The organism is Rodentibacter pneumotropicus DSM 21403, assembly GCF_000379905.1.
GTDB lineage: Bacteria > Pseudomonadota > Gammaproteobacteria > Enterobacterales > Pasteurellaceae > Rodentibacter > Rodentibacter pneumotropicus.
Genome location: NZ_KB904052.1, coordinates 141115 through 165598, shown reverse-complemented (window position 1 = coordinate 165598; position 24484 = coordinate 141115). Strand labels below are relative to the sequence as shown.

Here is a 24484-nt window from a genome sequence, read left to right as displayed (position 1 = left end):
CAATAAAATAATGAAAAAGTATTTGTTATTGGCATTACTGCCACTTTTGTATGCCTGTGGTGATTCTTCTAACCGCCATAGAGGTATTAATTACGATGAAGTATTTGCGAAAGATACACAAGGGCTGGATATTCTAACCGGACAATTCTCTCATAATATTGATCGCATTTGGGGGGTCAATGAGCTGCTTGTGGCGAGTCGCAAAGATTACGTAAAATACACTGATTCTTTTTATACTCGTAGCCATGTGAGTTTCGATGAAGGTAACATTGTGATTGAAACGCAAAAAGATCTCAATCGATTGCATAATGCCATTGTACACACGTTATTAATGGGATCGGATGCAAAGGGAATTGATTTATTTGCATCAGGTGATGTACCAATTAGCTCAAGACCTTTCCTTTTAGGACAGGTGGTCGATAATAACGGACAACAAATTGCAAACCAATTTATTGCGGGTAATTTCGCAACCTATTTAATTCAAAATAAATTACAAACCCGCCGACTACAAAACGGCAATATGGTACAGTTTGTTGCGATTCCGATGATTGCTAACCACGTTGAAATTCGCGCACAAAAATATTTGCCATTAATACGAAAAGCAGCGCAACGTTATGGTATTGATGAAAGTTTAATTTTGGGAATTATGCGAACCGAATCCAGTTTCAATCCTTACGCCATTAGCTATGCTAACGCCATCGGATTAATGCAAGTGGTACCGCATACGGCAGGGCGTGATGTCTTCGAGATGAAAGGTCGGGGAGGCCAGCCTTCCGCACGTTACCTGTATGATCCGGCGAATAATATTGATGCGGGGGTATCCTATTTATGGCTTCTACAAAATCGATACTTGGATGGTATTACTAACCCTGCTTCTAAACGATTTGCGATGATTTCGGCTTATAACAGTGGTGCAGGTGCGGTATTACGCGTATTTGATAACGATAAAGATGAAGCCATTTACAAAATCAACCAAATGTATCCGGAACAGGTTTATCGTATTCTAACAACCTCACATCCGTCATCACAAGCTCGTAACTATCTTTTAAAAGTGGATCAAGCACAGAAGAAATTCCGTGTAAGACGATAGGCTGCTATCAGCCCGATACAAACTCAGTCTTAACTAAAAGGTGATCGTTTAGGCGGTCACCAATGCAGTTAAAAATAACTTTATATTTCTACCTTTTCTCTTTCAATTATTTACAATTAAATGCTTTTTATTGTTAATGATCATGCAAAAATGCACCTAGCAGATACAGGAAGATTATCGAAAAGTGATCTACCCTGTCTTTTGATAAACGCCTTGTTATTTAAAACAGGGAATAACCTGATATACTTTGCCTGGAAACTATCTTAAAAACCCGCTGCCCTTATCATAAAGGCGGTCTCTCTCATAGTACCATCCAAACGCCATCCACTCCCAGCTTTTGCAGATAATCTAACCGCTTGATAATACCTTGAATATCACCCGTGCCACTACCAGTCGTATCCTGAAATGATTTCGGGTAAATTTGATAAATTACCACGTTTTTCCACCAAGATTACCGCATTTTCCGCATTTTCCGCATTTTATTGCTCCTCAAAAAATTAAAAACTTTAGCTCTTATAGAAGAATAAATGCAAATTAGGAACGTTCCTTTTTATTAAAAATTTAGATAAATCCCTCATCAGATAGATCTATCAATTATTTTGTGAATTAGTAATTTATTGATAGAATTGCTCGATTTAACTACCACTCTATACCACTACTTACTAAAAAGGCGCAGTTATGGCTACTTTTCTCCATATTATTAAAGGTAATAAAATTACTAAAGTTCCTCTTCCCTCTAAAGAAGTTATTCGTATCAAGGCAGAAAGCGAGACACAATATCAATTAGTTGATGAAAATGGAAAATTGCTCTCAAATATCAAAACAGAGTTAACAGGTAATGATCTTCATATCTTCGTTGATAATGAAAGAGCAAATCTCATTTTAGAAGACTACAATCTTAGTTATCCAATCGCTGAAAAGCCTTACTTTGTTGAGCAATCTCTTTCATTTGATTTACCTACTGAAATGTCTGAAGGTGCACTTCAGGCTAGTGAAGTATCTAAACCCTTTATCAGCAAGCTTGGTATTTTCGGATTTAGTGCTTTTATACTCAGCTCATTAATGCTTGCTACAACCAGGAAAGACAGAAAAAAAGTACAACCAACGGTAGAAGAGAAGCCAGCGGAAGAGCCAACAGAATCAGTTCAACCAACAGAGCCAACTGAGAAACCAGCCGAACCAGTAGAACCAGCTCAACCTACTGAGCCAACTGAGAAACCAGCTGAGCCAGTAGAACCAGCTCAACCTACTGAACCAACTGAGAAACCACCCGAACCAGTAGAACCAGCTCAGCCTACTGAACCAACTGAGAAACCAGCTGAACCAACAGAACCTGCTCAACCAACTGAAACGCCGAAGGTGGAAGAAGAAAAGCGCCTGCCTGCAATAGTATTAGATGATATTGTTAATATCGCGGAGAGCGAAGAATCTAAGCTTATGATTTCTGGTTCGGTGAGTAATGTTGCTGATGGTGAGAAAGTCGTTATTGAAATTGGTACACAGCAATTTGAATCGACTGTAACAGAAGGTAAGTTTAACCAAGCGATTGATACCGCACTTTTAGTTGCAAATCATCAAGTGAAAGTGAGTATTCAAGGTGTAGAAGTTGTAAGGCCATATCAAGTTGATCTCATTCCACCAACAGTTGGTTCTATAACAATTGATCCAATCGTGAGTTTAAATGCTAATAATCTAGATCAAATGGTTACTATTCAAGGTACATTGGAGTTTGGTTCAGACGATGATTTAGCGATAGTGAGTTTACACTTAAATGGTGAAGAATTTATTGTCAATGTTGATGGAAATAGATGGTCTTATAGCTTAAAAGCCTCAAAATTGATTAATGCGGATGAGCATAAAATAGAGGTTCAAGCGACATTTATTGATCCAGCATACAATGGATCTTCGCTCAAACAAGAACTTACTTATGAGGTTCTTACCCCTGAAATTACTCTTGATTTGATTACGAGTGATGATTTTATTAATGTTACTGAGGGTAAAGAGACAATTACACTAAAAGGTAGCACCAAGAATGTTGAAGATGGTGAGACTGTGAATGTTGTTGTGGGTACAGAAACCTTTGCCGCAAGGATTACTGATGGGCGTTTTAGCGTGGAAGCAAGCGGTCAGATTTTAGCACAAAATCGCAGAGTGTCTGCAACATTGGCAACGGGTAAGGCGGAAACGTCTAGAGAATATGAGGTTGATCCAAATCTCAGTGTAGCGATCGATATTACGCAAATTGGTCAATCGTTCAGTACTGATCTGGCTAAAACAAGCCGTATTAGTGGTGCGGTTGAATTTGATGGGATTTATGCATTGGGACAAAATTCACGAATGATCCGTGCGGTAAATATGGTTATTGGCGATAAAACATATACCGCTGGTTTTGATGGTAAAGCTAAATCGTTTTATGTGGATATTCCAAATATTGAATTGGCAGAACTGAATGGTCAAACGGTACAAATTAACTTCCTCAATCGCAAGACTCAGGAAGAACTACCTTATACAACCATTTCAGAGAATGATCCTATTAATCTATTTGAGGTAGTTTATGACTTAACTCAAAATGCTGATGGTAGCTATACAATGACACCTAAAGGTGAGTTTTATGGTGGAGAACGTCCTGAAATTAAGGTTAAATCTGTTACATTGACAAGCGATGTAGTTAAAGACTCAAAAGTCGTTAAACAAACTGATATGACCACGATTAGCGGAACTGTGAGCGGAGATGCAAAACCGGGTGATACTGTAAAAATTCAAGTTGGTGATGAAATTATCACAACGACTGTAGTAGAAGAGAATCGCACCTTTTCTACCAATATTGAATCCAGTAAGTTAAATCGCCATAGCCAAGTAACTGCAATATTGGAAACACAAGATATTATTTCGGGTAAATCAATAACCGTAAAAGACACCGAAAGCTATATTGCTCCAAACTTAGTCAGTGCAACTTTTGTTTCTCAGCATTCAGAAGTGCCACAAGCTGAACGTAAAACTGACCATACAAAGGAAGATCATAATTTCCCTTACTTTATTAACGGAATACTTTATCCTGATAGTTTAGGGTTTAATCGTAATCATCCGATCGGAGGTAATCAAAAAGAGCCTTTCACTATTAAATATCATTTTATGACTACAGAGGAAGCGAGGTTGACTCCTTGGAACACAGAAAGTATTAGTGGATATGAATCTGATTATACGGACAGAGAAAAAGAATCTATTCGTTTTAGCTATAGAGAAATCGAAAAGTATGTCAATGTCAAGTTTGTAGAAGTTGAAAATGTAATAGATGCAGATTCTAAAGTTTATAAAGCAAAAATAAACGATAGAAATAATGATACTATATTAGGTCTGGCTAGCCCTGGCGGTAATTTAGCTCTCAATGGCGGGAGTTTGAGTGCAAATCTGGATAATCCAACACTTAAAGCATCATCTTACAATACGAATATCCACGAAATCGGGCATACTTTGCAATTAGCACACTCTGCCGGCGAAAACAAAGGTTTTACTTATGAGGAAACCTCAGAGTTTACTGTAGAGTCATACAACGGAGCGATGTCGTTGAAACAGGGTACGATAGTAAGCCGTTATAGCTCATTACACCTATTTGATTTAGCAACCTTACATTATCGTTATGGCGTCAATCCTGAAGCCCGTAAGGGAAATGATACCTACGGCTTTAAGGATTACAATGCTACAGAAAGTGATGGGGCATTGTATATTTGGGATGGCGCTGGAATCGATGTTTTTGATGCATCTAATGAAAAAATAGGTGTAAATGTAAATCTAACACCTGGATCATGGCTCTATCGAGGTAATCAATTAAAATCCTACTTCGCTGCAGAGGGAAAAGAATTCCTTACTAAGCATAACTATTTCGGATTAGACGAAAATATTAAGATAAATGGCTCATTTGTTCACGACCTAGCCATCAAACCACCTGGTTTTCCTCCTAATCTACCGGTTGAAATGGTCATTGAATATTTAGATATGATATTCCCAGATGCCACTAAAGAAGAGATTGATCGTATACGTAATATGTTGGTCATTACTCATAGAGAGTTTAATATATATACCAAAGATCAAGCATTTATTGGTTATGGTACGCAAATTGAAAACTTAATTGGCTCTGACTATGCTGATACATTAACAGGTAATAATGCGGATAATAATATTCAAGGTGGTGCAGGTGATGATGTTATTAGAGGTGGAGCTGGTAATGATTACTTAGATGGCGGTATAGGCATCGATACGATGTATGGCGGTATCGGTGATGATCGTTATGTTGTTGATAATAAAGAGGATAAAGTAATCGAACTTGCCAATGAAGGTACGGATACTGTGCTCAGTCTCGTTGATTACAGATTATCGGAAAATGTTGAAAATCTCACTTTACTTGGTACTACAGCAAAACTTGCGACAGGTAATGCACAAGACAATGTGATTATGGCAAACAATATGGGCAATACTCTTGTTGGGGAAGCTGGCGATGACCGTTTAATTGGTGGGCTAGGTGCAGATATTCTCATAGGAGGGGAAGGAAATGACACTTTTGTCTTCCAAACTGAATTGAATGGTAATATTGATATTATTACTGATTTTGAGACAGGAGATAAAATTGCACTTTCAACTCTGATTTTCAAATCGCTTAGTAAAGGAATGGAAAACATCAGTGATTATATTCAATATAATGCCAAAGATGGTAAACTCTTCTATAATGCTGATGGCAATAGCAATAGAGATAGTGTGCATTTTGCAACCTTAAATAAAGGAGCGGTCATTGAACAAAGCCAATATGAGATTATTTAAACTGAATATTCTGAGATAAATTGGCTATTAAGTTATAATGAACGTTATGTTTAAGTAAAATAACTTGTTTTATTTATTAAAAAATCCGTCTAGAAAGCTATGACGGATTTTTAATTTGTGTTTATAAAATAGAATAGATTATTGGGTACAATAAAGTTCACTATCTCAAAATAATAAATGAAATTAGACTGTTAATAATCATGCAAAAATACACCAATATTTGCTGCATTGGTACTTTTTGCAGAGCAACCTTTAGTCGAGGCCATGGTAATAATGAATAGTCTTTGAAATAGATCTTGATTTTTCATCTCGACACTCTCTTAACAAAGATAAGTTAGTTAAGTATCGACTAGAGGACTAAATAAATGCTTTATGCTAAAGATATTATGATACCCAACCTTATAAGATTGGCTCCTCCTGCTGGACTTGAACCAGCGACATATGGATTAACAGTCCACCGTTCTACCGACTGAACTAAGGAGGAGTAGATTTTGAAATGGTGCCTCGAGGCGGAATCGAACCACCGACACGGGGATTTTCAATCCCCTGCTCTACCGACTGAGCTATCGAGGCGTTATCACTATGGGCTACTGCCTGACAACGGAGCGTATTAAACTATTTTTTCGCTTGTCGGTCAATAACTAAATTTAAAAAAAGTAAAAAAATAAGTGCGTTTGAATGGTTAATAATCAAAATGTTTATAAAAACAACGGATTTTATAAAACACATCTAAAAATAACCGCACTTTTAATAAAATAATTCTCCCAAATATAGCTATGACTTGGACATTATATTAATTACTCGCTCTTCTTAATCAGTTTTGCTTTAACAAATAATAATACCGGTCGATGCTGCAAATCTTTAAATTCTTCTTGCCATTGAGGTTGCTCCGCAAGCATTGGTTCAGCTATCTGTTCAATTTGAAAACCTGCAGCAATTAAATGATTGATAATGGTTGCAGTAGTGCGGTGGTAGGTTTTAAAAGGTTGTTTAAACCAATTTCTCTCTCGCTCTCCTTCATCACGATAATGATTTAAACGGTATGCCACCTGTCGTTTGTTTCCATCTTTTTCCCAACGCTCTCCCACTTTGTGACAAGTAGTAATGGGATGCTCTTGAGAAAATACTAATGTGCCGTTTGGTTTTAATTTCTCACTTATTGCAGTCAATAACGCCGGAAAATCCTGCACATAGTGAAAAGCGAAAGAACTGGTGATAACATCAAAATTTTCATCTGGTAAATCTGCGAGATTTTCCATTGCTAGCTGATATAAAGAAAAACGTCCGTGAAATTGACCGCACTTTTCCAAATCTGTTTGCGCTTGTTTTAACATATTGGCGGATAAATCCATTCCTACTACGGTGCTTGCCCCTTGTTTCAGATAAAACTGCAAATGCCCGCCTGTACCGCAACCAAGATCAAGTAATTTTTTGCCTTGAAGCTCAGGTAAAAGAGAAAGCATTGTCGGTTTTTCCACGATTTCATTTAGACTAATCGGATTAGCCCGAAGCTTTTGATAAAGTTCAAAGAAGTTTTCCGTATCGTAAACGCTGCTTTTATTCTTCATTGATGATTCCTGTATAGGCTCGCCTAAAATTTAAAAGGGCGTATATAATACGCCCCAACAAAACAATACGATGGGATAACATTATCCCGTAAAACTCGCAAACCATCCTAAATTAGCCCCCACTTGTGCCACAATATTTAACACACCGAAAAGGATAATAAAGCCAATCATAAAATTGCCACCATAAACTTTATAACTGGCATTCGGGAATTTTTGACGGCTTGCCTTCGCAAGTAATGCCGGCACGATAGCTGCCCAAATGGTTGCAGCTAAACCGGCATAACCAATGGCGACCACAAAACCATAAGGAAACTGAAGACTTAATAATAGGGGCGGTAGAAAAGTCACTAGGGTCGTTTTTGTTCTGCCCATCACGCTGTCGTCAAATTTAAATAAATCGGCAATATAGTCGAATAAACCTAACGTAACACCAAGGAAAGAACTGGCAATCGCCATATAAGCAAAGAAATTCAAAATCACCGCAATATAATCCGTTTCAATATATCTGCGTAATGCCTCAAGTAACGCTGATACATCCCCACCCTTTTCAATAACCGGAGCAAATTCCGCACGGGGTAAATTGCCTTGAATCGCAAGCTGCCACAAGATATAGATAATGAGAGCTAAACCGGTGCCGATAAAAATGGCTTTCATCACGCGATCACCGTCACGATGATAATATTTCACCAAACTTGGAACATTACCGTGGAAACCAAAGGAAACCAAACACACAGGAAGTGCGGTCAATAAATAAGGTAAATATTGCTGCTCACTTTGTGGTGCAAGAGTGTTAAACAAAACTTCCGTTTTTACCGAACCTAATAAACCGACTGTTGAAAGAAAAAAGGCAATCACCATTCCGCCAATTAATACCGTTGTAAAACGATCGACCGCTTTGGTTGAAAGCCATACAAACGCAGCTAAGACAATACAGAAAATGAGCGAACCAAAAGTACGACCAATTTCAACCGCACTTTCAGAGGCGCTCAACAGCTGATTTAATAAATTTTGCGTAATACCGCCACCTGAAGTAATATAGGCGTAAGTTAAAATATAAAGCACAAAGGCGACGGATAAACCGTTAATCATATTCCAACCTTTGCCAAGCAAATCTTTGACGATAGTGTCGAAACTTGACCCGGTAGGATAATGCAAATTAGCTTCTAAAATCATTAAGCCAGATGTAGTCATACAAAACCAAGTGTAAACCAACGCAAGAATAGATCCGATAAACCACACACCTGCGGTTGATGTCGGGTTTGCCAACATACCTGCACCAATTGCGGTGCCGGCAATAATCATCGCACCACCCAATAACGAAGGGGATTTTTGTTGTTTCATAATTGATTCCTGAAGGGTTAATTTTGCACTATTATAGTAGTACAATTTCAAAACTCAATTGTTTTTTATTAGACAATATAATCCGACTTTCCTTATAATCCCACTATCTCTAAACCGTTGTACTCACAATAGGAATCTTAAATGAAAAAATACATCAAATCTTTTGCTTTTGCCTCCGTCGCGGCTTTTGTACTAAACGCTTGTGCAGATTCCGCTTCCATCAATCAGCAAGCGGCATCAAGCTATGCTCAGGAAATGGGCAGAATTCGCACACAAGGTGCAGTGGATACCACCTCTCAAACGGCAAAACGTATTCACCGAATTTTCAACAAAATGGTGCCTTACGCTAACAAAGAAAATCAAACCGGTCAGCCTTTTAACTGGCAAATCACGGTTATCAAGTCTAAAGAATTAAATGCGTGGGCAATGCCGGGTGGAAAAATGGCATTTTATACGGGCTTAGTAGATTCATTAAGACTCAATGATGATGAAATTGCGACCATAATGGGACATGAAATGGCACATGCCCTAAAGGAGCACGGTAAAGCAAAAGCGAATTTCGGGATGGCAACAGGCATTGCCGCACAATTAGGCCATATTGCCCTTTCTACCGTGGTTGGCTCTGATTTAAGCGGAATGGCGATTAGCTTAACGAAAGATTTTGCATTAGATAAACCTTACTCCCGTAGTGCGGAAACCGAAGCCGATGAAGTAGGCTTATTGCTTATGGCAAAATCAGGATTTAATCCACAATTCGCCCCCGGTTTATGGGATAAAATGAAAAAAGCCTCTGGCGGTTCAAAAGGCGTATTAGATGCCTTAGCCTCTACTCACCCGACAGATGAAGATCGCCAAGAAAACTTACGCCGTTTACTCCCAGAGGCGATGAAACTTTACGAAGCCTCAAAAAAATAAAAAACGTTTATGAAATTGACCGCACTTTAAGGTGCGGTTTTTTATTGGTTCATACCAGGGAATGTGGAAATTTTGTCTTTGTCATAGCCCCAACACAAAACAAAACCGCACTTTCGTTTCCAAAAGTGCGGTTAAATTTTAAGGTTTTTTATTAATGAGCCGATTTGGTTTCATTTTCTTCAAATTCCGGCAATGGTTTATGTTCGGTTGCCACATAACTATAAACTACCGGGAGGACAAACAATGTGAAGATTGTACCGATAGATAAACCGGCGACGATAACGATACCAATACTAAAGCGTGATACCGCACCGGCACCCGTTGCATAAAGTAGTGGAATCAAGCCGGCTACCATCGCGGCGGTTGTCATTAAAATCGGACGTAAGCGCACCTTAGCTGCGGTAGTAATCGCATCAATGCGGTTTTTGCCGTGCAATAATTGCTCTTCTTTCGCCACTTCACACATCAAAATACCATGTTTTGTAATCAAACCCACCAAGGTGATTAATCCCACTTGTGAGTAAATATTTAAGGTTGTGCCTGAAATACTAAAGAAAGACAAGAAATTCAGTGTCAATAATGCACCACTCACCGCCAATGGTACAGAGATCATAATCACAAGCGGATCTCGTATTGATTCAAACTGGATCGCCAATACTAAGAAGATAATTACCACCGCTAATGCAAAGGTAACCGCCAAAGCATTACCTTCTTGTACTAACTGACGGGATTCCGAACGGAAATCATAAGTATAGCCTTGTGGCAAGGAGGTATCGGCGTGTTGTTGTAACCATGCCACCGCATCCCCTGTGGAGGTTCCCGGCATTGGTACGGCTTGAATCGTGGCGGAATTTAACTGGCTAAAACGTGGTAAAGAAGTGGGCTGGGTTTCCAATTTCATACTAATTAAGCTACTTAGCGGCACCGATTCGCCATTACTTGCGGTGAGATAGTAGTTTTTGAAACTTTCCGGCGATAAGCGATCATCACGTTTTACCTGTGAAATCACTTTATAAGCCCGTCCATCAATATCCACACGAGTAATGGTTGCACCGGAAAGGAAACTTCCTAATGTATTACTGATTTGCTGCATAGTAATGCCATAGGTTCCCGCTTTTTCTTTATCCACCGAGATCGTCATTTGTGCGGTATCGTATTTCAAATCAAGGTTGGTATAAACAAACTTACCTGATGCCCGCATCCCTTCCAGAAACTTCTCAGCCGTATTTGCCAACGCATTATAATCTTGCGCTGTTTTTAACACGATAGCGACCGGCGGTCCTTGTTCCCCCGTATCAATTTCAGGGAAGTTAAATGCAGATACCGAAACTTCCGGTAATTCTTTTGCTTTTGCATTTAGCTCATTCATAATTGCCGGTTGCTTGCGTGAACGTTCTTTCCAATCTTTTAGTGTCACAATATTTAAAGATTGATTAGAACTTGGAGCTCCCGCAATACTCATTCCAAAAGAAACTTCCTCAGTATCCATCACCGTTTTCATATAAGGTTTCATTGCATTTTGAATATAATCCACATTCACATTAGAAGGTGCAGAACCAATAGCAATAAATGCTCCCTTATCTTCATTCGGTGTTAATTCACTTGAAAGCGAATTAAATAGGAAAGGTAATGTGACAAAAATAGCCACGGCAAACGCTACCATAGATTTACGATTTTGCATCACAATATCCAACATATAGTTATACACCTTATTCATTTTAGAAAGTGTGTGCTCAACTTTACGTTCCATCCACGTCGGCTCGGCATTGGATTTCAGCAATTTGCTGGTCATCATTGGTGAAAGGGTTAATGCCACAATACCTGAAATAAATACGGAGCCTGCAAGGGTGAGGGCAAACTCTTTAAAGAGTGTTCCCGTAATTCCCCCCATTAGAGCCATTGGCGAGTAAACCGCAATCAAAGAAATGGTCATGGAAATAACCGGTAGCGCAATTTCACGGGTACCGATAATCGCTGCTCTGAATGGGGTTTCACCCTCCTTAATGTGGCGGTCAACGTTTTCCAACACTACAATCGCATCATCCACCACCAAACCGATGGCGAGAATCAATGCTAACAATGTCATTAAGTTAATAGAAAAATCTAAACTTTGTAACATCATTAACACCCCGATCAAGGAAATAGGGATGGTTAATACCGGAATCAAAATCGCACGGAGTGAACCGATAAACATCAAAATAACAACAAGTACGATGACTGTCGCTTCAACAATAGTTTTGACAACTTCGTTAATGGAACTATTAATTGCAATCGTACGGTCGTAAAGAATATCCGATTCCATGCTGTCCGGAAGTTGTTTTTTTATGCTTTCGTAGAGTGGACGGATTTTTTCAGCCACCGTTAACGGGTTAGCCGAAGAAGTTGGGTTAATACCCAATACAACAGAGTCCGCACCATTTGCGGTTGCCCGTGAATTATCACTTTCTTTATTCAATTCAACTGTAGCAATATCACGCAAACGCACTAAATCATCGCCATTAGAAGCAACAATCAAATTACCTAACTGCTCCACGGATTTAGTGGTTGTTTCTACTTTATTACGATAACTCACGTAATAACCGTTATCACTCCCCGCTGCAGTTTGAATATTATTGGCTGAAAGTGCGGACATCACTTGCGAAGCCGAAAGATTTTGTCCCGCCATTTTTTGCGGATCTAACCAAATACGCATAGCATATTCAGCTGCACCAAAAATTTGTACTTCCGCCACACCTTCAATTGTAAAAAATTGTGGTTTCACTACTCGGTTGATATAGTCCGTTACTTGGCTGGAATCCAACTTTTTAGAGCGGAAACTAATATACATAATTCCCGAACCGCCCGATGAGGATGCCACTGTCGGATCTTCAATCCCGCTTGGCAATTCCGAACGTACCGCATTCACTTTCGCCAGCACATCAGCCAATGCACCAGCAGGATCCGTATTCAGTTTCATTTTTACGGTAATGCTTGAAGCGTTAGGTGCACTTGAAGAAGACATATAGTCAATATTATCCGCTTGAGCAATAGACTCTTCCAATTTAGAGGTAACAAACGCTTGAATCAAGTTGGCATCAGCCCCAGGATAAGCGGTAGTAACGGTAATCACGGTTGTTGTCATTTTAGGATATTCACGCACTGCCAATTTCGAAATAGCCTGCAAACCTAAAATAATGATAAGCAAACTGATCGAAACCGCTAAGACAGGGCGACGAATAAATATATCAGTAAATTTCATTCGTACTTCCTAGACTATTACAAATTGGTTTTCATCGCAGGTTCGGTTCCACCAACGATATCTTTCTTAATCCATTCAACAAGACTGCCATTACCAATACCTTGTTGGCCACCAGTAATGATTTTATCACCCACTTTGACTTCATCACCTTGTAATTGAGAGTAAATCCCTTGGCGATCTTTAGTAAATACCGTGATTTGTTTTGCACGATAGAGTGAATCTAATTTTGGATTATTGGCAAATTTCGCTTTATCTTCTTCGGATAAAGGCTCTAACAAATAAGAAATTTCACCGTACATGTTATAGCTCACCGCTACTTGTGGCACGACAATTTGATTCGTCTCTGTCGGTAATGCAATACGTAAACGTGAGAACATACCGGAAAGCAATTTACGCCCGTCTTCAGGATCGAAAGTCGCTTGAATATCCACTAACCCGGTTGATGAATTAATTGCCGGTTCAATTGCCGTAATACGCGCCGAAAAGGTTTCCCCTTGGCGGGCATCCGTAGTTGTAGTAACACGTTGCCCAAGATGTAACTTATCTAATTCATTTTGTGAAATAGCAAAATCAATTTTCATTGAGCTGGTATCTTCTACACGAACAATTTCCGTCCCCACATTCACATATTGACCGACATTAACCTTTACAATACCGGCTTTACCATCAAAAGGAGCAACAATCTGACGACGTTCAATCATTGCTTTTAAGGATTCAATATTCGCCACCTGCGCATCATAAGCGGATTTCGCATTATCCACCTCTTGGCGGGAAACCGCATTGCTTGCTAATAAATTTGCATAGCGCTGATAGGTTTGACGCAATGCTGGAAGTTGTGCTTGAGAAGCTTTAAGACTTGCCCGTTCAACAGAACTATCAAGTTCAACTAAAAGATCACCTTTTTTTACAATTTGTCCATTTTGAACAAATACATTGGAAACGGTTCCCGCATTCTGTGCGCTTAACATTGCCCCCTGATTTGGTCGCACAAGCCCTGTGGTATTAATCACCGGTGTCCACTCTCTTGCCTTTACTTCCAATGCTGTAACAGGGCTTGAAGACTCCGGCCTATTAGCAATTGCCTTACCGATCATAATGCCTCGTAACACATTAAAACCGATAACACCGGCAAAAATTAAGACAAACACTACTAAAATAATTTTCATATAGAAAACATGCGAGCGTTTCGGTCGGTTGGTTTGAGTTTGACTCATTTTATAAAAGCTCCGATAAAAAATAAAAACAATGATTATTTCTGAATTGCCCGCCAAGAGCGTTCAACTACAGATTCTAAAATTTCACTGGTGAGTTCCACGCTGAAAAACTTAATATCCGATGCCATCGTCATTGCTGTTTTTAAGCTTAACTGAAAAAGAACCTCATCCGGTAAATCTGCTAATTCATTTGCCGCCTTTGCTTGAAAACAAAAATGATCCCAACGACTATTATCAATTTCCCGACAAAGTTCGGCAAAATTAGGTAAAGACTGATACTGATTCAAGTTTGATAAAATCGTGGGGTTATCTTGCAAAAACAGCCAAATGTTCCACCACATTCGTCGATATTGTTGAAAAAAGGATTCTGATTCATCAAAATCCTTCTCCAGTGCTGCCATAAACATAGCAAACACACGCCGAGCGAATTGTTCTAACAATTCATCTTTATTTTTAAAATAAAGATAAATCGTTCCTGCTGCTACCTTGGCTTCTTTTGCCAATTTATGCATCGAAAGTTGATTTAAACCTTCTTTTGCCATCAAGCAATCTACTGCCATAAAAATTTGCTCGGCAAGATCTGTTTTAGAAGAGTGCCGCATAAAAAAGTCTTAGGTTTGAAAGTAAAAAAGAGGGCTCACGCCCACCAAATGAACGAGCGTTCATTTTAGTGATTTTTCATTTTTTGGCAAGTTAAAAAATAAAAAAGTGCGGTCATTTTTCACCGCACTTTTTCTTTCATCATCAATCTATTGACGTTTTGTTTTTTACTTATATTGTCAAAAAATTATCACCGCTCCTACATACCGATAATCACACAAGCTGTCACAGATTTTGCTTTATCTTGCGTTTGCACCGCCACATCACGGTTTGCGAATGGCCCTACGCGAACACGATTCCATTCACCATTCACCATCACCTGCGCATTAATACCAGCCATCACTAAACGACCTTGTAAATTTTCTGCCTGAGCCCGGTTTTTAAAAGCACCACACTGTAAACCAAAACGCTTACTACCAGTTGTAGCTGCTGTATTTGCCGGTTTAGTTTCCTCTGTTTTCGTTTCCGCTTTTTTTGCTGCCTCAACTTTAACCGATTCTGCTTTCTTTGCTGTTTCCGGCTGTTTCTTCACTTCTTGTTTGGGTATCTCAACCTTCACCGTTTCCACGACTTGTTGTTGCGCTTTTTCAGCTTCTTCCGCTTTGCGTTTCTCCGCCAATTTTCGGGCTTCTTCTGCCTCTTTCTGCTCTTTTTCCATTTGAGCTAAAACCTGACGCTGCTCTTCCGTTAAACGCATATTTTTTTCTACACTGGAAGGTTTATCATCTACCGGTACAGTACGGGTTTCCAACGCCTTAATGTAGCTCCATACTTCTTCCGGTCGATTAGGTAATACACTTTTCGGCTGTGTTTTTTCAGGCTGGCTCACCATAGGAGAAACCGGCTTAGGGGTTTTGCTTTTTAAAAAATAAAGCCCGACACCAAGGCCAATCAATACCGCTAAAGCAATACCAATCAGTACATTTTTATTTGTCGTCTTCTTTTTCTTGTTTGAACCGCGACGGGCGGCAAAATCTCGATGTGCCACAATAAAATCCTAAACTTTAAATGATTTCTAAAAATTTTATAAAACTGTCCAAGTTTACTGAAAAATATCGTGATTTTCTAGCTTAAATCCTGAGGATCTACATCTAAAATCAACCGCACTTGGCTATTTTTTTCTAAATTCGCCTGCTGATAATCACGTAATGCTTTTTGTAATTCTCTACGAGAGGGATGCTGCAAAAGCAACTGCCAACGGAATTGCCCTGCTTTTTTGCTAAACGGCGCGGGTATGGGTCCTAAAATTTGTAACCCTTCAATTTGCTTTGTATGAAAAAAATCTGCGATCCGAATTAAACATTCCTCTGCCTGCTCAGAATAGCGAGCCTGCGCTTTAAACAAGGCTTGGAAACTAAAAGGTGGCAATCCCATTGTATGGCGTAAATGCAAGGTTTCTTCCGCAAATGCCTGATAGCCTTTCGCTAATAACGTTGTCAATAACGGATGATCCGGATAATGTGTTTGTAACACCACTTCTCCTTGTTTTTCCGCCCGACCGGAACGACCTGCCACTTGCACATAAAGCTGCGCCAATCGTTCTTCTGCACGAAAATCCAATGAAAACAACGCACTGTCCACATTTACCAAGGCAACCAAGGTGACATTAGGAAAGTGATGTCCTTTTGCCAACATCTGCGTGCCGATTAAAATTTGGCTTTTCCCTTGTTGAATATCCTCTAAATAGCCTTCCAAGGAGCCTTTTCGGGATGTACTGTCTCGGTCGATACGCGCCACAGAATAAGTGGGAAATTGGGCTTTCAAAGTTTCTTCCAACTGCTCCGTACCAAGCCCTGTTGTGACTAAATGAGTTGAACCACAATCTCCACATTGACGAGGAATAGTTTTCTGTGAGCCACAATGATGGCAACGCAACACACGTTGATGTTGATGATAGGTATAAGGTTTTTCACAATGGGAACATTGGGCAATCCAACCACATTCGTGGCAAAGCAAAACAGGAGCGAATCCACGCCGGTTGAGAAATAATAAAACCTGATTACCTTTTTCAAGATGATTTTTCATTCGTGCCAACAACGGCTGCGATAATCCCTGTTGCACAGGCTGATTTTTTAAATCAATGACAAACTGACGAAGTGCGGTCGTATTTCCGGCTCTTTTTGACAAAGTCAGATGTTTATATTTACCGTTTTTTACATTATTGAGACTTTCTAAACTTGGCGTCGCCGATCCCATTAACATTGGAATATTCAGTTTTTGCGCTAACACAATCGCCAAATCACGGGCATGATAACGCCAACCGTCCTGTTGTTTGAAAGAAGCATCATGTTCCTCATCCAAAATAATCGCCCCCAAGTTCGCAAATTGTGTAAATAATGCGGATCTCGTGCCAATCACCACCGCACTTTGCCCTGTTTTTGCCCGAGCCCATACATTAAGCCGTTGGGTGTCATTTAAATGAGAATGGAGAACATCAATTTCCACATTAAAACGCGCTTCAAAACGTTGAACAGTTTGCGGCGTTAGCCCTATTTCCGGTACCAACACAAGCACTTGTTTACCTGATTTCAAGATTTCTTCAATATATTGCAAATAAATTTCTGTCTTACCGGAGCCCGTTACGCCGTCCAGCAACCACACGTTAAATTCACGTTGAAACATTAATTGGCTAAATGCTAAGGCTTGCTGTTTGTTTAAAGTCAGACGATTATCAATATTCACTAAGGAGTTATCACCCAAAACAGATTGCCAACTTTTTGGTTCCTTTTGAACATGGATTTCTTGAACAAAATGTTTACTTTTTAATGCAGACCAAACAGAGGGGCTAAAATTCCCCTCCCCTTTTTCCAAATCCTTTTCCGACAAACATCGCAAGGCTTCCGCCTGTTTTTTAGAACGCGTTAATTCACCACTGCGAAGTGCATTTCTTCCCTCATCGGTGATACGCCAAAAAGTGCGGTCATTTTTCACCGCACTTTCACCATGACGTAATTTCACCGGCAATGCTTGAAATAGCACGTCTCCCAATGCACCTTGATAATAATTCGCCGCCCACAACAACCATTCCCAAGTGGCAGAAGAAAATAAGGAGGCTGAATCTAAAGGCGCAATAATTTCCTTTAACTTATCCTTTGGTATCTCTGTGGTTTCCGGCAATTCCACCACAATCGCGACTTTTTTCTGCGTGCCGAAAGGGACAAGTACGCGCGCGCCCACAACCAATGGCACATCATCAGAAACAAGATAATCAAATAAATGGTGAAGCGGCACAGGAAGTGCGACACGGACAATTTTCATAATCACCTTCAGGAAAAAATTTGGCTTATTATACGAGAAAACACGATGATTTCGTGTATAATCGCCGGCAATTTTTACATATTCATTTTGCAATATAAACGTTATGACACATACCTTTGCCGATCAAAAACGTAAAACCGTAGAAACGGCCGAATTTACCGAAGATGGTCGTTATAAACGCAAAGTACGTAGTTTTGTGCTACGCACGGGACGTTTAAGTGAATTTCAAAAAAATATGATGAACGAGCATTGGGGAGAACTCGGCTTAGATTATCAAACCGCTCCTTTTGATTTCGCCACCATTTATGGTAATACCAATCCGGTGATTTTGGAAATTGGTTTCGGTATGGGAAAATCCCTCGTGGATATGGCGTATGCCAATCCTGATAAAAATTATCTCGGTATTGAAGTGCATACACCGGGTGTCGGAGCCTGTATTGCCTATGCCGTAGAAAAAGGCGTGAAAAATCTCCGTGTGCTCTGCCACGATGCCACTGAAATTTTACGCGATAGTATTGCGGATAATACGTTGGGCGGGTTACAGCTATTTTTTCCCGATCCTTGGCATAAAGCAAAACATCACAAACGCCGTATTGTTCAGCCTCACTTTGTCGATCAAGTGGTTAAAAAACTGGGTGAAAATGGCTTTATTCACATGGCAACGGACTGGGAAAACTATGCAGAGCAAATACTGGAGGTGCTTAGTGCCAATACCAATTTATCCAACACATCAGCACAGGGTAACTATATTCCCCGCCCGAATTTTCGTCCATTAACAAAATTTGAAGCTCGTGGACAACGACTAGGTCATGGTGTCTGGGATTTGTTCTTTACGAAAAAATAATTTTTATTTTATAAAGGCATCAGTAAAATTCTGATGCCTCCCATTAATTTCTCACAACAATCCAAATAGGAGAACCTCAAAATGTCTAAATCCTACAATCAACGCCAGCGTAAAAAACTTCATCTTGCCGAGTTCCAAGAATTAGGCTTTTTGGTCAATTTCCAATTTGCCGAAGGCACCTCAATTGATACCGTGGATGAAGTTGTTGATCGTTTTATTAGCGAAGTCATTCAACCAAATGGACTCGCTTATGAAGGTAGCGGCTATTTACACTGGGAAGGTTTAGTATGCTTGGAAAAAATCGGTAAATGTGATGAAAGTCACCGTGAAACCGTTAAAAAATGGCTTGAAAGCAACGGCTTACAACAAATCGAAATCAGTGAATTATTTGATATTTGGTGGGATTATCCGACCTTAAAAGCTTAATTCCTTCTCGCTAAAAAAACAGTATGAAACGGTTATCTTTCATGCTGTTTTTTCAAAACTAATAAAAAATCGACCGCACTTTGCAAAAGAATTTCTTTGTTTTATTAATCCCTACTCCCCATTATAGAGTGGGGAAAAAAACAAATTCTCTGCACTGAAAAGTGACACTCACGGTAGATTGTAAGGGTAGGTCTGCACTTTCATAAGCAATAAGATTGATACCGTTAATGGTAATTTGATAACGATAGTACTGCCCTAAAAAAAGTTTATCCATCACTGTTCCCTGTCCGAATTGATCGAGTTTGAGCAAAATCTGTTCGGGACGAAGTAACCATTGATAACGACCGGTGGCATAGCCCATTTCAGGAAAAAGATGGTAAGTTCCAATCGGGCTTTTAAGAACTTGTTCGGCTTGAATTTCACAATTGAGATAATTTGTACTACCGAGAAAATCTGCAACAAAGTGATTGATTGGATTGTGATAAAGCTGAGTTGGCGTACCAATTTGTACAATTTTACCTTGATCCATAACGGCAATTTTATCCGCAAAAGCAAAGGCCTCTTCCTTACTATGTGTTACAAAAATTGCCGGCACTTTTTGATTTCTCAAGATTTGTTTAATTTCTTGGATCATTGCATAGCGAGTTTGGCTATCAATGTTGGAAAAAGGTTCATCCAACAAAAGCAATTCAGGCTTGCAAGCTAAGGCTCTAGCGATGGCTACCCGCTGTTGCTGCCCACCGGATAATTCGTGTGGGAAGCGTTGTTCAAAGCCCTCCAATTTCACTACGGTCAACATTCGCCGAATAACGATTTGTTGCTCATTTTTTGTAAATTTACTCAACCCAAATTGAATATTTTCCGCAACAGTTAAATGTGGAAAAAGCGCGTAATCTTGAAAAATTAAACCGATTTTACGTTGTTCTACAGGTATTTGGTTAACTACCTTCCCTGCCAGTTTTACTAAGCCTTGCGAGCTTGGAATTAAACCAGCAATCGCTTTAAGGAGGGTTGTCTTACCGCAACCGCTTGCACCGAGTAAACAAACAATCTCATTTTCTTCAACATCAAGATCAAGGGATTCTAAAATCTGATTCTGTTCAAACTTGCAGCTCAGTTGCTGCACTTCAAGTAATTTCATTTAACGCTCTTTTTGTGATTGGGAAATCAGCGAACGAGTGAGCCAAATCACCGGGATTAGCCCAACCAGCACTAAGACAATAGCCGGCATCGCGGCCCGCTCTAGCTGTTCGTCCGAAGTAAAAGTAAAAACGTAAGTTGCAAGCGTATCAAAATTGAAAGGACGAAGTAACAATGAGGCATTTAGCTCTTTCATACTTTCAATAAATACCATTAAAGCGGCGGTAATAATCCCCTTTGAAACCAATGGAATATGAATATGCTTAAACATTTTCGCCCCGTTTTTCCCCATGGTTTGGCTTGCCATATCTAATGTAGGGGAAACCCTTTCTAAACAAGCACCAAGACTTCCGATTGCCATAGCTAAAAAACGAATAGTATAAGCCAATACTAATGCAAATATCGAACCGGAAAAAATCAGTCCGATAGGTTTTAATTCTAAAGATTTTAGTAGATTATGCAGTTGATGATCAGCAAAAGTAAGGGGAGAAAGCAGGCCAATCGCCAACACAGTGCCTGGAATAGCATAACCAAAACCCGATAAGGCAAGTGAAAGTCGGGTCATTTTGCCAAAAAATGGCGTATTCCGAGATAACCGATGAGCAAGGTGCAACAAAAGTGCTACACATACCGTAGTAATGGCAGCAATCGAGGACACTTTTAAACTGTTTAAGGCAAATTTGACAAAATCTAAATTCCATGACTGCTCAAAGTAGTCTATCGACCAAAAAATCAATCGTCCAAACGGAATAAAAAATGCCATTGCCAACAGACTCCAGCACCATAACAACGCTAAACCACAACGCCATCCTGTCAGCGTTCTAAAATTCGTTTTCTTTTCATAACCACGTTGATAGCTTTTCTGCTTACGGCGACTATATTGTTCAAGGCTGATAAACAGGAAAATCATCATCAGCATAAAAATTGAGATACGGCTTGCCGTGCCAAGATCGTGAAAACTGAGCCACGAATCGTAGATTGCAGTTGTCAATGTAGGGAGGGCAAAATAGGCAACAGTACCAAAATCTCCCAAGGTTTCCATTGCGACCAATGCCATCCCTACCACAATGGCAGGACGAATAAGTGGAAAAGTCACACGGCGAAAAATTTGGAAAGGTGTTGCGCCAAGCATTTTAGCACTATGCTGCAAATTTTCTGACTGTTCCAAAAACGCAACTCGCACCAGAAGAAAGATATAAGGATACAGCACTAAGGCAAGAACGAAACAAGCACCGTAAAGCGTTCGAATTTGTGGAAACCAATAGTCCTGTGGCGTTTGCCAGTCGAAAATACTACGCAATAACGATTGAAACGCCCCCGAATAATCAAGTAAATCCGTATAAAGATAAGCGATTAAATAAGCCGGCATAGCAAGAGGTAAGCAAAGCAACCACTGTAATGCACGTTGCCCACAAAACTGAAAATTTGCCACCAACCACGCAGAAGGGAGTGCAAAAAATAATGCCAGTACGACAGTACCGATCACTAACAATAAGGAGTTAATCACATAGCGACCAAGCATCGTGTTCCAAAGATGAATAAGATTATCCGTCTCACCGTTCAGCGCATGATAAGTAATCGCTAATAACGGTAACAGAATAAAAAGTGCGGTTAAAATCGCAAAAAATTTCCAGGGTAGGTTACGGGTCATTTTTATTTAAATTATTTTCCTATACGGACCGTATGATTTAGTAAGCCTAGCTAACATAATTAGCACTAAAAGGAGTGTTTTATTAAAATAAATTATTTTAGACACTAAAACGAGCTTTAACAGATTTTCAGGTAATACCTCATTCTTTGTTAAAGCTCGTTCTATTTTAATAAAGAAAGCCTAATAATTAAAATTCATCAAATTTCACTTCATCAACTAATTTCAACGCTTTCTCATAATTTTTTGCAATAGTCTCCAATTTTAAGGTATCCGGTGTGAATGAACCCCAACCTTTAACCAATTCAGAAGGTTCAACACCCGGTTTTACCGGATATTCATGATTGAGTTGCGCATAAAGTTTTTGGGCTTTTTCACCGCTTAAATACTCCACAAGTTTTACCGCATTTTCTTTATTTGGTGAATATTTCGCCAGTGCAACACCACTGATATTAACATGCGTACCATACTTGCCTGCAGGGAAATTAATCACTGCAGATTCCGCCCATACTTTTTGTTTCTCATCATCTAGCATTTTACCGTAGTAATAACTGTTACCCAGTGAATAATCACAAATTCCCTCTTTAATCGCTTTCACTTGATCGCGATCACCACCTTGAGGTTTTTGAGCAAGATTCGCTTTTAAACCCTCTAAAAAGGCTTTGGTTTTTGCTTCTCCGTAGTGCTCAATCATTGAAGCAAAAAGTGAGACATTATAGGAATTTTTACCTGAACGTACACATACTTTACCTTTGAATTCCGGTTTGGCTAAATCCAAATAATCAAAATCAGCAGGTAATTTCCCTACTCGATCTTTAGATGAATAAATAACACGTGCACGTGTCGTTAAACCGTACCATTTTCCATCAGAATCACGATATTGTGCAGGGATATTTTCGTCTAAGTGCTTAGAAGTAAACGGCTGTGCTAAACCTTCATTGACAATTTGCATCACGCGTGAAATATCCACTGTCAATAACACATCAGCAGGGCTCAATTCGCCTTCTTGTTTGACTCGTTCAACCAAACCTTTATCGGCAAAAATAACATTCACTTTAATGCCGGTTTCTTTTTCAAACTCCTTGAGCATTGGTTCAATGAGGTATGGTTGACGATAAGAGTAAACATTCACTTCATTTGCTGCAAATGCAGAAGCTGAAAGTAATGCTGAAAAAGATAATGCAATAGCGGTAAGAGATTTTTTCATTGGACTTTCTCCATATGGGTAGGTTTATTATTCGACAAAGATTCTAAAAGGTTATCCCAACACCGTCAATAAGAATTATTATTATTTAATAATTTTTAAAAATATTTTCTATAGTTTACCAATACTCACCATTTTCAATTAAGGTCCATGAAGAATATCATCCTCCCCTATAAAAATATTATTAAAAAATCAATTAGTAACCACCTTTATCTTGATCTAACACAATAAAAGCTCAACTCTTTATCAATCTACCTCTTTTTAGTAGTTTATATATTACGATCACAATTAGATAATTTGCTACCCAATGTAGGCTATATACTATTAACAAAGGCAAACTAAATGAGCGTTGAAAACTTACCACGCAGGCAATTTTTACGAGGTAAATTTTTAACATCATTACATACTGAAAACGAACAAAAACAAGGAGTTGAAGGAATTCTACCTCCATGGTCTATCACCGATAATGAATTCATTGAAAAATGTACGCGCTGTGGTGATTGCCTATCGGTTTGTGAAACTAAAATTTTAGTAAAAGGTAATGGCGGTTTTCCGGAAGTTCAGTTTGAGAACAGTGAATGCACTTTTTGTAGAAAATGTGTTGAAATTTGTCAACAGCCGATTTTTCGCCCGTCAAATGAGCAGCCTTGGACACATAAAGTTGAAATCGGTGCAAATTGTTTAACGCAACGGAATATTGAATGTCGTTCATGTCAAGACAGTTGCCCTGTAAGTTCCATTTATTTTCGTCTCCAAATGGGCGGTGTAGCCCAACCTTTTGTAAATATAGATACTTGTAATGGTTGTGGTGCCTGCTTACAAAAGTGTCCTGTTAATGCAATAAAAATCAATCAGTTAAATTACAATGAATAAAAAAAACTTAACCGCTGAAGATACTCAGAATTGGCACGTGGTCGGACTAATCGTACAGGGAAATCCTAAAAAAATAGCGAAAATTCAGACCGCACTTTTGGAAATTGAGCATACCGAAATACCAACATTTGATGAAAAAATGGGTAAATTGGTCGTAGTGATGCAGTCTCATGATCAGCATATTCTGCTCGATAATATGGAAAGCGTGAATAACATTGACGGCGTAATTAATGTTTCACTTATCTACCACGAACAAAACGAGCAGAAAAAATAATCCATTTTGTATATTGATTAATCTTGGGTGACATAAATT

17 protein-coding genes, 2 tRNA genes and 2 pseudogenes are annotated in these 24484 nt (G+C 39.3%); 7 read left to right on the top strand and 14 right to left on the bottom strand.

The window, feature by feature from the left end:
* Positions 1-10 precede the first annotated feature (10 nt).
* Positions 11-1090, top strand: coding sequence for a membrane-bound lytic murein transglycosylase MltC (gene mltC / locus A3GE_RS0105905; protein WP_018356344.1), 1080 nt, complete (start codon positions 11-13; stop codon positions 1088-1090).
* 310 nt (positions 1091-1400) lie between these two features.
* On the opposite strand, the pseudogene A3GE_RS11825 reads toward mltC, so the two are convergent.
* Positions 1401-1526 (bottom strand): annotated as a pseudogene (locus A3GE_RS11825) (alpha-amylase family glycosyl hydrolase); the annotation flags it as partial.
* A 242-nt stretch (positions 1527-1768) separates the two neighbouring features.
* Between A3GE_RS11825 and A3GE_RS11580 the strand changes: the two are divergent.
* Entirely contained in the window at positions 1769-5902 is a 4134-nt protein-coding gene (locus A3GE_RS11580; protein WP_018356342.1) for a hypothetical protein, read from the top strand.
* A gap of 194 nt (positions 5903-6096) precedes the next feature.
* On the opposite strand, the pseudogene A3GE_RS12345 reads toward A3GE_RS11580, so the two are convergent.
* From A3GE_RS12345 to mtr, 5 genes and pseudogenes are all read right to left on the bottom strand, one after another.
* Positions 6097-6210, bottom strand: a pseudogene (locus tag A3GE_RS12345) (ParA family protein); the annotation flags it as partial.
* Positions 6211-6310: 100 nt separating this feature from the next.
* Positions 6311-6386: transfer RNA gene (locus tag A3GE_RS0105885), tRNA-Asn, on the bottom strand.
* Between the two features lie 13 nt (positions 6387-6399).
* Positions 6400-6475 (bottom strand) — tRNA-Phe (locus tag A3GE_RS0105880).
* Positions 6476-6699: 224 nt separating this feature from the next.
* Positions 6700-7470 (bottom strand): class I SAM-dependent methyltransferase, encoded by a 771-nt coding sequence (locus A3GE_RS0105875; protein WP_018356340.1) that lies wholly within the window; start codon positions 7468-7470, stop codon positions 6700-6702.
* Between the two features lie 81 nt (positions 7471-7551).
* Positions 7552-8811 carry a tryptophan permease gene (gene mtr, locus A3GE_RS0105870; RefSeq protein WP_018356339.1) on the bottom strand — a complete coding sequence of 420 codons (1260 nt, stop codon included), beginning with the start codon at positions 8809-8811 and terminating at the stop codon, positions 7552-7554.
* Between the two features lie 141 nt (positions 8812-8952).
* Between mtr and A3GE_RS0105865 the strand changes: the two genes are divergently transcribed.
* A complete protein-coding gene (locus A3GE_RS0105865; RefSeq protein ID WP_018356338.1) occupies positions 8953-9726 on the top strand; it encodes a M48 family metallopeptidase in 774 nt (257 codons plus the stop codon).
* Positions 9727-9877: 151 nt separating this feature from the next.
* Here the strand turns inward: A3GE_RS0105865 and acrB are convergent, their stop codons facing one another.
* From acrB to priA, 5 genes are all read right to left on the bottom strand, one after another.
* Positions 9878-12964, bottom strand: coding sequence for a multidrug efflux RND transporter permease subunit AcrB (acrB, locus tag A3GE_RS0105860; RefSeq protein WP_018356337.1), 3087 nt, complete (start codon positions 12962-12964; stop codon positions 9878-9880).
* Between the two features lie 17 nt (positions 12965-12981).
* Positions 12982-14178 (bottom strand): multidrug efflux RND transporter periplasmic adaptor subunit AcrA, encoded by a 1197-nt coding sequence (gene acrA, locus A3GE_RS0105855; protein WP_018356336.1) that lies wholly within the window; start codon positions 14176-14178, stop codon positions 12982-12984.
* A 35-nt stretch (positions 14179-14213) separates the two neighbouring features.
* Positions 14214-14780 (bottom strand): efflux transporter AcrAB transcriptional repressor AcrR, encoded by a 567-nt coding sequence (gene acrR / locus A3GE_RS0105850; RefSeq protein WP_018356335.1) that lies wholly within the window; start codon positions 14778-14780, stop codon positions 14214-14216.
* A 197-nt stretch (positions 14781-14977) separates the two neighbouring features.
* Complete coding sequence (gene ftsN, locus A3GE_RS0105845; protein ID WP_018356334.1) at positions 14978-15766, bottom strand: cell division protein FtsN; 789 nt, start codon at positions 15764-15766, stop codon at positions 14978-14980.
* A 77-nt stretch (positions 15767-15843) separates the two neighbouring features.
* Positions 15844-18036: a primosomal protein N' gene (gene priA / locus A3GE_RS0105840; RefSeq protein WP_018356333.1), complete on the bottom strand. Its 2193-nt coding sequence runs from the start codon at positions 18034-18036 to the stop codon at positions 15844-15846.
* Positions 18037-18139: 103 nt separating this feature from the next.
* Between priA and trmB the strand changes: the two genes are divergently transcribed.
* Positions 18140-18880, top strand: a complete 741-nt coding sequence (gene trmB / locus A3GE_RS0105835; protein ID WP_018356332.1) for a tRNA (guanosine(46)-N7)-methyltransferase TrmB — start codon at positions 18140-18142, stop codon at positions 18878-18880.
* A gap of 81 nt (positions 18881-18961) precedes the next feature.
* The gene (locus A3GE_RS0105830) at positions 18962-19306 is read left to right on the top strand and encodes a YggL family protein (protein ID WP_018356331.1); all 345 of its coding nucleotides are present in this window, start codon (positions 18962-18964) and stop codon (positions 19304-19306) included.
* A 121-nt stretch (positions 19307-19427) separates the two neighbouring features.
* Here the strand turns inward: A3GE_RS0105830 and A3GE_RS0105825 are convergent, their stop codons facing one another.
* The 3 genes from A3GE_RS0105825 to A3GE_RS0105815 all read right to left on the bottom strand — a co-directional run bounded on the left by A3GE_RS0105825 (position 19428) and on the right by A3GE_RS0105815 (position 23301).
* Positions 19428-20447: an ABC transporter ATP-binding protein gene (locus tag A3GE_RS0105825; protein WP_018356330.1), complete on the bottom strand. Its 1020-nt coding sequence runs from the start codon at positions 20445-20447 to the stop codon at positions 19428-19430.
* A complete protein-coding gene (locus A3GE_RS0105820; protein WP_018356329.1) occupies positions 20448-22097 on the bottom strand; it encodes an ABC transporter permease in 1650 nt (549 codons plus the stop codon).
* 187 nt (positions 22098-22284) lie between these two features.
* Positions 22285-23301, bottom strand: a complete 1017-nt coding sequence (locus A3GE_RS0105815; RefSeq protein WP_018356328.1) for a Fe(3+) ABC transporter substrate-binding protein — start codon at positions 23299-23301, stop codon at positions 22285-22287.
* 339 nt (positions 23302-23640) lie between these two features.
* Between A3GE_RS0105815 and napF the strand changes: the two genes are divergently transcribed.
* Together napF and A3GE_RS0105805 are read left to right on the top strand one after the other, a co-directional pair.
* Positions 23641-24171, top strand: a complete 531-nt coding sequence (gene napF, locus A3GE_RS0105810; RefSeq protein ID WP_018356327.1) for a ferredoxin-type protein NapF — start codon at positions 23641-23643, stop codon at positions 24169-24171.
* Positions 24164-24445 carry a chaperone NapD gene (locus A3GE_RS0105805; RefSeq protein ID WP_018356326.1) on the top strand — a complete coding sequence of 94 codons (282 nt, stop codon included), beginning with the start codon at positions 24164-24166 and terminating at the stop codon, positions 24443-24445. The genes napF and A3GE_RS0105805 overlap by 8 nt, the downstream gene beginning before the upstream one ends.
* Positions 24446-24484 lie beyond the last annotated feature (39 nt).